The 11,472-nt window shown below is 37.3% G+C and carries 11 protein-coding genes; 4 read left to right on the top strand and 7 right to left on the bottom strand.

Features of this window, described 5'->3' with window-relative positions; translation table 11 throughout:
• Positions 1–5 precede the first annotated feature (5 nt).
• The 4 genes from JHT90_RS03775 to JHT90_RS03760 form a co-directional block, all read right to left on the bottom strand.
• Positions 6–422 (bottom strand): DUF3788 domain-containing protein, encoded by a 417-nt coding sequence (locus tag JHT90_RS03775; protein WP_201094318.1) that lies wholly within the window; start codon positions 420–422, stop codon positions 6–8.
• A gap of 93 nt (positions 423–515) precedes the next feature.
• Entirely contained in the window at positions 516–2,393 is a 1,878-nt protein-coding gene (locus tag JHT90_RS03770; protein WP_201094316.1) for an amidohydrolase, read from the bottom strand.
• 76 nt (positions 2,394–2,469) lie between these two features.
• The gene (locus JHT90_RS03765) at positions 2,470–3,162 is read right to left on the bottom strand and encodes a pirin family protein (protein ID WP_201094314.1); all 693 of its coding nucleotides are present in this window, start codon (positions 3,160–3,162) and stop codon (positions 2,470–2,472) included.
• A 114-nt stretch (positions 3,163–3,276) separates the two neighbouring features.
• Positions 3,277–3,924, bottom strand: coding sequence for a hydrolase (locus JHT90_RS03760; RefSeq protein ID WP_201094312.1), 648 nt, complete (start codon positions 3,922–3,924; stop codon positions 3,277–3,279).
• Between the two features lie 406 nt (positions 3,925–4,330).
• Here JHT90_RS03760 and mpl point away from each other — a divergent pair, with 406 nt between their 5' ends.
• Positions 4,331–5,680, top strand: coding sequence for a UDP-N-acetylmuramate:L-alanyl-gamma-D-glutamyl-meso-diaminopimelate ligase (mpl, locus tag JHT90_RS03755; protein ID WP_201094310.1), 1,350 nt, complete (start codon positions 4,331–4,333; stop codon positions 5,678–5,680).
• Positions 5,681–5,757: 77 nt separating this feature from the next.
• Here mpl and dprA read toward each other — a convergent pair whose 3' ends face one another.
• The 3 genes from dprA to JHT90_RS03740 form a co-directional block, all read right to left on the bottom strand.
• Positions 5,758–6,852: a DNA-processing protein DprA gene (dprA, locus tag JHT90_RS03750; RefSeq protein ID WP_201094308.1), complete on the bottom strand. Its 1,095-nt coding sequence runs from the start codon at positions 6,850–6,852 to the stop codon at positions 5,758–5,760.
• Between the two features lie 86 nt (positions 6,853–6,938).
• Positions 6,939–7,478 (bottom strand): pentapeptide repeat-containing protein, encoded by a 540-nt coding sequence (locus tag JHT90_RS03745; protein ID WP_201094294.1) that lies wholly within the window; start codon positions 7,476–7,478, stop codon positions 6,939–6,941.
• A gap of 72 nt (positions 7,479–7,550) precedes the next feature.
• The gene (locus tag JHT90_RS03740; RefSeq protein WP_201094292.1) at positions 7,551–8,582 is read right to left on the bottom strand and encodes a LysM peptidoglycan-binding domain-containing protein; all 1,032 of its coding nucleotides are present in this window, start codon (positions 8,580–8,582) and stop codon (positions 7,551–7,553) included.
• 126 nt (positions 8,583–8,708) lie between these two features.
• On the opposite strand from JHT90_RS03740, the gene def reads away from it, so the two are divergent.
• From def to rsmB, 3 genes are read left to right on the top strand one after another with little or no spacing between them, the layout of a single operon-like run.
• Positions 8,709–9,230 carry a peptide deformylase gene (gene def / locus JHT90_RS03735; RefSeq protein ID WP_201094290.1) on the top strand — a complete coding sequence of 174 codons (522 nt, stop codon included), beginning with the start codon at positions 8,709–8,711 and terminating at the stop codon, positions 9,228–9,230.
• A complete protein-coding gene (gene fmt, locus JHT90_RS03730; protein WP_201094288.1) occupies positions 9,230–10,177 on the top strand; it encodes a methionyl-tRNA formyltransferase in 948 nt (315 codons plus the stop codon). Before def ends, fmt begins: the two co-directional genes overlap by 1 nt.
• Entirely contained in the window at positions 10,174–11,472 is a 1,299-nt protein-coding gene (gene rsmB / locus JHT90_RS03725; protein ID WP_201094286.1) for a 16S rRNA (cytosine(967)-C(5))-methyltransferase RsmB, read from the top strand. The genes fmt and rsmB overlap by 4 nt, the downstream gene beginning before the upstream one ends.

The raw sequence follows: 11,472 nt of genomic DNA, 5'->3' as shown, positions 1-11,472 counted from the left end.
ATACTTTACTTTTTGTTGTTAGGCTTTCTCTTAATCATTAATAATTTTTGAATATCCTCAAAGTAGCTCATATCAGTAATTTCTATCATTAGCCATTTACCATCATGGTAAGTAGTAGCCTCATCATATTGTTGCTGAATACTCAAGCTAAACTCACTACGGATTTGTTCAAATTTTTCCCGTTCGGCTTTACCAAAAATAACCATAAAACCAAAATTATTTTCTCGTGGATATAAAGCACATAATGTTTTACTACTACGACGAAACTTTAATTCATACTTTGCAGCTTTACCTCCCTTATTCCATAGAGTACCCATCAGGTAATGCTGATTAATAAAGTCAATTATATTGAGCCATGTTTGATAACAAACGCTGCCTAATAACAGTTGTATTTCTGGCTCTGTGGGTATTTTATCCAACATAGTAAATTCCTTTTTTGATTTTGCATAAATAATAAAAAAGGCAATTGCATCATCATACAATTGCCCTCTATAAGTGTTATTGGTTTAGATCATTTAAACCATCCAACAGGAGCAACCAAAGACTCCCCAGAAGCTTTTTAAATCATCGGTAGGCGAATTAGTACCCCATGATTTAATATGGCTATGACCGTGTACACCACAGTTATTACTACAACCACAAGCCATATTCTGTAATTGATAACGTTGTGCTTGTTGTTGATAACCCCATGCTGCATAACCTTTATAGGTATTAACGGGTGACCAATCTGGCATAGCTGGAGGCGGTGGTGTATCTAAGGAAGCAAAATCACCTGCTGCATAAACTACTTTACCGCCTACTATGGTTAAATCAGATACAATATGGCTGATCTCATCTTCACTGCATTTAAAATAATCTCTATCAGGCACAATTAAATCAGCCAACTGGCCTTTTTCAATACGACCCTTATTACCTTCCTCATTAGAGAACCACGTAACATTTTCAGTCCACATCCGTAATGCAGTTTCACGATCTAAACAATTAGCCTGTGGATAAATACGTAAACCACCCACAGTTTTACCTGTTACCATCCATGCTAAAGATACCCATGGATTGTAAGAGGCAACTCGAGTAGCATCAGTGCCTGCTGAAATAGCTACCCCTTTATCCATTATTTTTGTAATGGGCGGAGTAGCCTCTGCTGCTTTCTGCCCATAGCGTTCGACAAAGTATTCACCTTGATAGGCCATACGATGCTGTACTGCAATACCACCACCTAAAGCAGCAATACGATCAATTGATTTATCAGAGATTGTTTCAGCATGATCAAAGAACCAATTTAAGCCTTTAAAGGGTGTCTCTTCATTTACTTTCTCAAAAACATTCAAGGCACGCTCAATGGTTTCATCGTAGGTAGCATGCATGCGCCAAGGCCAACGGTTTTGCGCTAGCACTCGAACTACATCTTCTAATTCACCTTCCATTTCTGCTGGCATATCTGGTCGAGGTTGACGGAAATCTTCAAAATCAGCTGCAGAAAACACAAGCATTTCACCGCCACCATTTAGGCGGAAATAATCATCACCTTGTTTGTATTTTGCAGTTTGGGTCCAATTAAGGAAATCTTCTTTTTCCTCTTGGGGCTTTTGCGTAAACAGATTATAAGCAATGCGAACCGTTAATAGATCTTCTTTTGCTAATCTCTCAATCACTGCATAATCATCTGGATAGTTTTGGAAACCACCACCTGCATCAATCGCGCCAGTAACTCCTAAACGGTTTAACTCACGCATAAAGTGCCTAGTGGAGTTTATTTGATAATCCATTGGTAATTTAGGGCCTTTAGCCAATGTTGCATAAAGAATACCCGCATTAGGTTTAGCTAATAATAAGCCTGTTGGATTACCTTTAGCATCACGCACTATCTCTCCCCCAGGAGGATTAGGTGTATTTTTGGTATAACCTACAACACGCAATGCTGCTGCATTTAACAATGCTCGATCATAAAGATGTAAAATAAATACTGGCGTATCAGGCGCAACTGCATTCAACTCTTCAATAGTAGGTAAGCGTTTTTCAGCAAATTGATGTTCTGTAAAACCACCTACGACCCTTACCCATTGCGGAGGTGGCGTAATAGCCACTTGTTGTTTTAACATTGCCATTGCATCTGCGAGGCTAGGAACACCATCCCAACGCAACTCCATATTAAAATTCAAGCCACCACGGATAATATGTAGATGATTATCAATTAAGCCAGGCAGTACAGAGCGCCCTTGTAGATCAATAAGCTGAGTATTAGAACTGGCTAATGGAATGATTTCCTCATCTAGGCCAACAGCTAGAAACCGACCCTCTTTAATAGCTACTGCTTTAGCTACAGGTTTAGTAGGATCTAATGTGGTAAATTGACCATTATGAAGGATGATCTCTGGATTACTTTCTGTAGCCATTACAAATTCTCCAAAATAACAACTTAATAAAAAACATTTATCAATGATCAGTTAATTATTAAGCTGCATTATTTATTTATGACAATTCGAATACTAATATCTCACTAGGCTTAACCGCTTCAATAGTTACCTTTTGCTCATCAGCAATGGCAATTCCATCACTTGTATGGGCGTGGGTACTATTAACTATAATTTCACCAGAAATTACTTGTATCCAAACTTTATCGTGCTTTTCAGGAATAATATATTCATGCCGTTCATCTTGTTCTAACTTCCAGCGCCACAATTGCATATCTTGGAAAACTTTTAACGAATCATCACGTGCATCAGGTGATAAAATTAGTTGTTTACCTACTTTTGAAGCAAAATTACGAGTTTCATAGCGTGGTTGTAATCTTTCTTTATCAGGAATTATCCAAATTTGATAAAAATGTAATAATTCATCAGCGGAAGGGTTATATTCTGAATGATGCAAACCTGTTCCAGCGCTCATAATTTGGAACTCACCTGCTTTAACTTGTTCTTTGTGTCCCATACTATCTTGATGCTCAATTGCTCCTTGTAGAACATAAGAAAGAATTTCCATATTTTTATGAGGATGCTTACCAAACCCCTTATCTGGCTGCACACGGTCCTCATTAATAACCCTTATCGTAGCAAATCCCATAAAATTAGGATCATAATAGTCAGCAAAAGAGAATGTATGATAGCTTTCAAGCCAACCGTGATTAGCGTAACCCCTTGCTTCAGCTTCACGGAGATAAATCATATAGCCTCCTAAACTGTCATCCTGAATGTTTATAAAGATGACAGATAGTTATCCTATTCAATAGCATAATGAAAGGAAAAAGTTATAGTTAAATAAAACACTTATAAAAAAACCTTATGACTCAACAATACGTTGTGGTGCTTTATGAACCAAAGTGTATGCATAATCGACACCCATACCATAAGCACCACTATGTTCACGCACTAAACTCATAACCTCATCATAAGTTTCTTTACGAGCCCAATCACGTTGGTATTCAAGCAATACTTGTTGCCACGTTACAGGCACCGCTCCTGCCTGTACCATTCTGTCAATAGAACGCTCATGGGCATCTACACTAGTACCACCAGAAGTATCAGTTACCACATACACTTCATAACCAGCGTCTAATGCCATCAATGCTGGGAATGTTAAACAAACCTCAGTCCACAATGCAGAAATAATTAATTTTTGGCGACCAGTTGCTTTTACTGCTTCAACAAATTTTTTGTCTTCCCAAGAGTTCATTGAGGTACGCTCAATAGGTTTTACATTTGGATGAACAGCTAATAATTCTGGCCAAATATAACCACTGAAGCTCTCTGTCTCAACGGAAGTATAGATAGTAGGTACATTAAAAATTCTGCCTGCTTTAGCCAGAGCCACTACATTATTTTTAAGCTGTTGACGATCAATGTTAGCCACTCCAAAAGCCATTTGAGGCTGATGATCAATAAAAATTAATGTAGAGTTTTTTGGATCAATTAATTCACGAATACTCATATTAGCTACCTATATCTATGTAATATTGATTTAGCAATCTTATCAGCACATTTAACTGGAAATATCCGACCCACAAATATTGTTCCAATTTCTAAACTGATAATGACAAATTAACATGCACAATAAATAACTTCTTTACGACTTAAGGTGTAAATAGACTCACTTAATTCACAGAGGACAAAATGTGATATATAAATTACATAAACTTATAAAACAAATACTACCTTTTGATTTATAAGAATTTATTTATTTATAACAATAAATAAAATGCTGAATAACCAATACTTTTAGATAATCTGCTAATGTCTACTGTAAAACACTCAGTAACAAATTATGAGGGGACTAGCTATTTATCTTTTTTTGCTTAATAATTATTTTTTTAAAAATAGAGCTATTAAATTTTATTATGCATATTCATATTCTTGGTATTTGTGGCACTTTTATGGGTTCTCTAGCAGTCTTAGCCAAAGAACTTGGTTATAAAGTAACAGGCAGTGATGCCAATGTTTATCCTCCTATGAGTACACAATTAGAGTCACAAGGTATTGAATTATTACAAGGCTATTTGCCTGAGCACCTACAGCCTGCTCCTGACTTAGTAATAGTTGGAAATACGATGAAGCGTGGAAATCCTGCCATCGAATATATGCTTAATCAAAATCTAACTTATACTTCTGGTCCACAATGGCTAGCTGAACATGTCTTACAAACTCGTCATGTACTCGCTGTAGCAGGTACACATGGTAAAACTAGTACCAGTAGTATGCTAGCTTGGGTATTGGAAGCAGCAGGGTTAAAACCTGGTTTTTTAATTGGCGGCGTCCCCCAAAATTTTGCAGTTTCTGCTCGATTGGGTGATTCTAAGTATTTTGTTATTGAGGCAGATGAGTACGATTGTGCTTTTTTTGATAAACGCTCAAAATTTGTTCATTACCACCCAAGAACAGCCATTTTAAATAATTTAGAATATGATCATGCTGATATTTTTGCTGATTTAGCTGCTATTGAAAAACAATTTCACCACCTTGTAAGAACAATTCCTAGTGAAGGGCTGATTATTTACCCTACCACTGAACAAGCTTTACAAAGAGTAATAGACATGGGCTGTTGGACACCCATTCAAACAACTGAAAAAGGTAACTGGCAAGCAAAACTATTAACAGACGATGGTGCAAATTTTGAAGTTTATTTCGATAAACAATTATGTGGCACTGTATCTTGGTCAATGACAGGTCAACACAATGTTAATAATGCGTTAGCTTGTATTGCTGCCGCCAATCATGTAGGTGTTGAACCCAAACAAGCTATACAGGCTTTAGCACAATTTAAAAATGCTAAACGCCGTATGGAAAAAATAGCAGAAATTAATGGCATTACGCTCTATGATGATTTCGCACACCATCCAACCGCTATTGCTACAACACTAGATGGTTTACGTAAACATATTGGTCATGCACAGCTTATTGCTATTATTGAACCACGCTCCAACTCCATGAAACTAGGGGCGCACCGTACAGGATTAGCAGAAAGTGTTGCACAAGCAGATCAAGCTATTTGGTATGCACCCTCTAATTTAGGTTGGGATTTAGCTGCCAGTGTTAAACAATCAGCTATACCAACCACTGTTTGTGATTCATTAGAAGCTATTATTGATACTGTTAAGCAACAAGCAAAATCAGGAGCACATATTGTTATTATGAGTAATGGTGGTTTTGGTGGTATTCACCAAAAACTTGCTAAAGCATTAGCTGAATAATACTATTATAAGAAACTAGCTATAGGTTAGTTTCTTGCGCCCTATAAATAATATATTGTTATTTTTCTAAGATAAACTTAATAGCTATACCAAATACCAGCTTCACAAACCACTTTACCTGTAAGCTCTAAATCAGTAAGCTCAATCAACACATCTTCAAAAGGTAAATTCAAACTTGCTGCTAATGCTTCACTGGTTTGGGGAGCAGCTCGTAAACTGGTTAATAAAGGGTTATCAACAACCGTTGTTTCTTCTACTATCTCTTCAGGCTCTGCAACAGCAATATTTTTCCATCCCTGTAATGCTTCTAATATATGATCTACTGTTTCAACAAGGGTTGCTCCCTCTCTAATAAGTTGATGACAACCTTTTACAGCAGGATAATGAATTGAACCAGGTATAGCAAAAACCTCTCGTCCCTGTTCAGCCGCTAATTTTGCAGTAATTAACGAACCACTTGATAATGTAGCTTCCACCACTAATGTACCTAACGACAAACCACTAATAATTCGATTACGTCTTGGAAAATTGGCTGCTTGAGGGGCTGCATTTAATGGAAACTCTGAAATCAATGCCCCTCCATTTATTACCATATCATTTGCTAATTTTTTATGACTCGCTGGATACATATGATGCAGTCCACAGCCCAATACACCTATCGTTAAACCTTGCGCTGCCAAAGCGCCTGCATGAGCAGCGCCATCTATCCCTAATGCTAAGCCACTAGTAATAGTAAAACCGCCACTAGCTAAGCTTTTAGCAAACTGAAATGTGGTATCTAAACCAGGTTTACTTGCATGGCGACTTCCCACTATGGCCAACTGTGGAGTCTCTAAAATATTAGGATTACCCTTTATAAAAAGTACAGGAGGAAAATCAGCAATTTCTTTTAATAAGGCAGGATATTCCGCGGAATCCCAAAATAATACATAGTGATTATCCTGCTCTAGCCAGTCTAAAGATTTATAAATACTTTCTTTACCTAAATTAATATTGATAGACTGACAACTACTTGGTAAATTGGCTCTTACCCAAGCACTTTGAGAGGCTAATGCCTCTGTAACTGAACCGAAATAATCAATCAGTTGTAAAAAACGTTTACTGCCTATTTTAGGCAAACTGTGTAATATAAGACGAGCTTCTAATTCTTCAAAGGATAAACTAACTTCCATACATGTTATCCTACTACTTATTGGTTTTTTATGATAAATAGATAACTAATTGAAAAAACTAGTTATCTATCCAAAGTTAAAGCAGCTTAATCACAAGTACCTACAGAATTTTCTCCACAAACTTTACCATTGATCCAAGTAGCCCCTGCCAATTTTGCATTAGTAAAATCAGCATTGGTTATCTCTGCGCCCATTAAATTCGCTTTTGTTAAATCAGCATTTTTAAAATTAACATTAGTTAACTGAGCATCACTTAAATCAGTATTTCTTAGATTTGCGCTTGATAAGTCGGCATTAGTAAAATTAATACCTGCTAACTTCTTACCTGAGAAATCTTTGCCCACTAAAGAAGCATTAATATAGCTAATATCTAGCGCTTTATTACCTGCATTATCTATATTAGAACTACCTTTTTTACCAATCACAGGTATTGAACCATCACCTTTTGTTGATAATTTTCCTTGTTTATTAGAGGGGGTATTAGAACCATCTGTACCACTAGTGACTGATCCATCTGGTGTTTGTATCTCAATTGCGCCATCTTTACCTATATCTAATGATGACTGAGCTTGAGCGGAAAGAGGCAATAAAACCGCTACACAGAATATATAAGATAGTAATTTCATCTTTCTCTCCAAAATTAATAATACAAAAACAAAAAAGAGAGATTAAATCTCTCTTTTTTTAAGCCTGATAAATTATTGCGGATTTCTTAGCTTATCCCCAACACTTAATGGAAGATTAGCTGACAATACAATACCATAACTTAACTTATCATAAACACGGAATACCATTAATAAACCCGCTTCTTCATCTGGTAACTTAACGTCTCCACCAGCAACTTGGTCTTTCACTGTTTCGCCTAAACGATATACAGATAATACATTACCAATTTCAATACCGTCCCTACTACCTTTGTTTATAATAACAATATCTGTTTGACCAACTTGTGTTACGCCGCGAGGAACATCAACAATTTCACCACTGATCAATGTTTTTGGTGGGCTTGGTTGGAAATTAGCGTCAATATTACGTGCTTCTGTTGCAAATATACGATCACCATTACGCACTTCTTGTGTGGTTCTGATTAAGCGTAATGTCGCTACTTCACCTTGCTGAGCAATTAAGGTAGCTGTAGCTACTTCGTCTGCATTAACACCTAATAATTCATTCGTTTTAGGGTCTTTAAACTCTTTTGCTTGACGATAAATACCAAAGCCTGTTTCACCAGCAGGTAATTTACCTCTTACATAGACTTTACTACCCGCTCCACTCACTACACTACCATTTTCTCCACCTACCACATAAGGCATAGTTTCAAATGCTTTTGCGCTGGGCATTACTCGATTTTTCAATAAAAACGAGTTAATTGATTGTAGTGGAATAGTAGGAATGGCATCCATCCCTGCCTCTACCCGCACTGTAGGAGATAACTTCACTGTACCTCTTGATGCGCCACGATTTACTGTTAATCTAGGTTTACCATTTACATAAGTTAACGTTAATGTATCACCTGGATAAATCAAATTAGGATTTTTAATAGAAGGATTAACATGCCAAATTTCTTTCCAAAGCCATGGCTTTGCTAAGAAACGACCTGAAATATCCCACAAAGTATCCCCTTTTACAACCGTGTAAGTTGTAGGATGGTTCTCTTTCAGTTCAACTTGTTGAGCCTGTACTAACACACTAGAAGCTAGTAAACCAAGGGCGAGTAATAATTTCCTCATGCCATGCATTCCTTTATCATCACTAAATTTGTAAAATTACAACAGAAAACATTTAGTCTATAGTGTAAACTGTTCTGGTATTATAAAGCTATTTCTTAAACTTTCTATAATGAAATCTATTGTACTATGTCAATTTTAACCATACTTGAATTTCCTGATCCACGTTTACGTACTGTTGCAGAGCCTATTGATACGGTTGATGCTAACCTTCAAAAATTTATTGATGACATGTTTGAAACCATGTACGAAGCACCAGGTATAGGTTTAGCTGCAACACAAGTAAACTTCCATAAACGTCTTATTGTAATCGATATTACTGAGGATCGTACACATCCTTTAGTATTTATTAACCCAAAAATTGAAATTTTGTCAGAAGATCCACATACTTACAAAGAAGGTTGCCTTTCTGTACCAGGATTTTATGAAGAAGTTGAAAGACCTGAACGAGTTAAAGTAAATGCCTTAGATCGTGATGGAAAACCCTTTGAAATGATCTGTGAAGATTTATTAGCTGTTTGTATTCAGCATGAATGTGATCATCTTGATGGCAAACTTTTTGTAGATTATATTTCATCATTAAAGCGCAATCGTATTGCTAACAAGCTAGAAAAACAGCACAAACTTGAAAAAAGAGGGCGTTCTGAGTAATGACTACCCCTCTTAAAATTATTTTTGCTGGCACTCCAGAATTTGCTGCAATTCATTTAGACAATATTATTAAGCAAAATAAATATCAATTAGTTGCTGTTTATACTCAGCCAGATCGTCCTGCTGGACGTGGCAAAAAATTAATGGCTAGCCCTGTAAAAATATTAGCAGAACAACATGGCATTGCTGTCTTCCAACCTGCCACCTTAAAAACCATTGAGGCACAGCAGCAACTGGCTGAATTACAACCTGATTTAATGGTAGTAGTAGCCTATGGGCTTATTTTGCCGCAAGCAGTGCTTGATATACCCAAGTTAGGTTGTATTAATAGCCATGCTTCTTTATTACCTCGTTGGCGAGGAGCTGCACCTATTCAAAGGGCTATCCAAGCAGGCGATAAAGAAAGTGGTGTAACAGTGATGCAAATGGAAGCAGGTTTAGATACTGGACCTATGTTACTTAAAGCAACCACCCCTATCACTCAACAAGATACAGGCGGTAGTTTACACGATCAACTAGCTAAATTAGGTTCTAGCGCTATTATTGAAGCTATTGATGGTTTAGCTAATCATACACTGAAAGGTGAGCAACAAGATGATACCCTAGCCACTTATGCTCATAAACTTAACAAAGAAGAAGCACAAATTGATTGGACAAAATCAGCGGTTGAACTGGCAAATACAGTAAGAGCATTTAATCCTTGGCCTATCTGTCATACTTTAATTCAAGGGCAATCTGTAAAAATATTAGAAGCAAAAGTAGTTGATTTACAAGGTACAGCAGGCAAAATACTTGAAATCTCTAAACAAGGATTAATTGTAGCCTGTGGTCTACAAGCATTATGCCTAACTAAGCTACAACTAGCTAATAGTAAACCACTGCCTTTTTGGGATGTCTACAATGGTCACAAAGACCTGTTTGATAATACTCAGGAATTGGGAAAATGAACCCTCGACTGGCTGCCTGTAAAGCATTAACACCTGTACTACAGAATAAAGCCTCTCTTGCAAGCACCCTACCTATACAGTTAGCCTTAGTAGAGGAAACAAATAAAGCACTTGTTCAAGAGTTAACGCTAGGTACAGCACGCTGGCAACCCCGCTTAGAATTATTACTTAATAAACTACTGGAAAAACCTCTTAAAAACTCAGATAAAGATATAGAAGCCCTACTTTATATTGGCCTCTACCAACTTCTTTATATGCGAACACCTGCTCATGCTGCTATTAATGAAACCGTTAGCTGTGTTACAACACTAAAAAAGCTATGGGCAAAAGGTTTAGTCAACGCAGTCCTCAGGAATTGCCAAAGAGAAAGCGCCGATATTTTTACTAGCTTAGCTAAGGATCCAGTAGAGTTTACAGCCCACCCACGCTGGCTACAAAAACGTCTTAAGCAAGATTGGCCTGATAATTGGCAAGCTATCTGTGAAGCTAACAATATCCACCCCCCAATGACACTTAGGGTGAATACAAGACATACCACAAGAGAAAACTACTTAAACCTATTAAACGAAGCCAATCTTCAAGCTACTCCCTGCTCATATAGTACAGAGGGAATACAACTGCTTACACCCTGCCCTGTCAACCAACTACCTTATTTTGTAGAAGGCTGGCTTAGCGTACAAGATGAAGCTGCCCAATTGGCAGCCCATCTACTTGAATTAAAACCTCAACAGCGTGTATTAGACGCCTGTTGTGCCCCTGGTGGTAAAACTTGCCATATTTTAGAATTACAACCTCAACTAATAGAAGTAGTGGCTATTGATGCTGAAAGTAGTCGTTTAGAACGCGTTACTGAGAACCTACAACGTCTAAATTTGCAAGCAACCCTAAAAGTAGCTGATGGTCGTGATACAGCAAATTGGTGGGATAGCAAACCCTTTGATCGTATTTTACTAGACGCGCCATGCTCTGCCACAGGAGTTATACGTCGTCACCCTGATATTAAACTAACCCGTAAAGAGCAGGATATAACGCCCTTAGCAACATTACAGCGAGAATTATTAACGGCTATTTGGCCAACACTAGCTGTTGGCGGAATACTGGTATACGCTACTTGCTCAGTTATACCTGAAGAAAATACTGAGAACATCCAAAAATTCCTTGCTGATCATTCAAATGCCAGAGAACTGGATATAGGAAATATAGGGTTTAAACAACCCTGTGGCCGTCAACTATTCCCACAAATTGATGGTCATGATGGTTTTTACTACGCTAAACTGATTAAAATTGCGAAATAA

It is taken from the genome of Entomomonas asaccharolytica, assembly GCF_016653615.1.
Lineage (GTDB): Bacteria > Pseudomonadota > Gammaproteobacteria > Pseudomonadales > Pseudomonadaceae > Entomomonas > Entomomonas asaccharolytica.
The sequence above is the reverse complement of the archived record's forward strand: the minus strand, read 5'-3'. Positions and strand labels throughout refer to the sequence as shown.

Excerpts from the sequence above, each read along its gene's own strand:
- JHT90_RS03775 (WP_201094318.1), bottom strand. The coding sequence starts at position 422 with ATGTTGGATAAAATACCCACAGAGCCAGAAATACAACTGTTATTAGGC.
- JHT90_RS03770 (WP_201094316.1), bottom strand. The coding sequence starts at position 2,393 with ATGGCTACAGAAAGTAATCCAGAGATCATCCTTCATAATGGTCAATTT.
- JHT90_RS03765 (WP_201094314.1), bottom strand. The coding sequence starts at position 3,162 with ATGATTTATCTCCGTGAAGCTGAAGCAAGGGGTTACGCTAATCACGGT.
- JHT90_RS03760 (WP_201094312.1), bottom strand. The coding sequence starts at position 3,924 with ATGAGTATTCGTGAATTAATTGATCCAAAAAACTCTACATTAATTTTT.
- mpl (WP_201094310.1), top strand. The coding sequence starts at position 4,331 with ATGCATATTCATATTCTTGGTATTTGTGGCACTTTTATGGGTTCTCTA.
- dprA (WP_201094308.1), bottom strand. The coding sequence starts at position 6,852 with ATGGAAGTTAGTTTATCCTTTGAAGAATTAGAAGCTCGTCTTATATTA.
- JHT90_RS03745 (WP_201094294.1), bottom strand. The coding sequence starts at position 7,478 with ATGAAATTACTATCTTATATATTCTGTGTAGCGGTTTTATTGCCTCTT.
- JHT90_RS03740 (WP_201094292.1), bottom strand. The coding sequence starts at position 8,582 with ATGAGGAAATTATTACTCGCCCTTGGTTTACTAGCTTCTAGTGTGTTA.
- def (WP_201094290.1), top strand. The coding sequence starts at position 8,709 with ATGTCAATTTTAACCATACTTGAATTTCCTGATCCACGTTTACGTACT.
- fmt (WP_201094288.1), top strand. The coding sequence starts at position 9,230 with ATGACTACCCCTCTTAAAATTATTTTTGCTGGCACTCCAGAATTTGCT.
- rsmB (WP_201094286.1), top strand. The coding sequence starts at position 10,174 with ATGAACCCTCGACTGGCTGCCTGTAAAGCATTAACACCTGTACTACAG.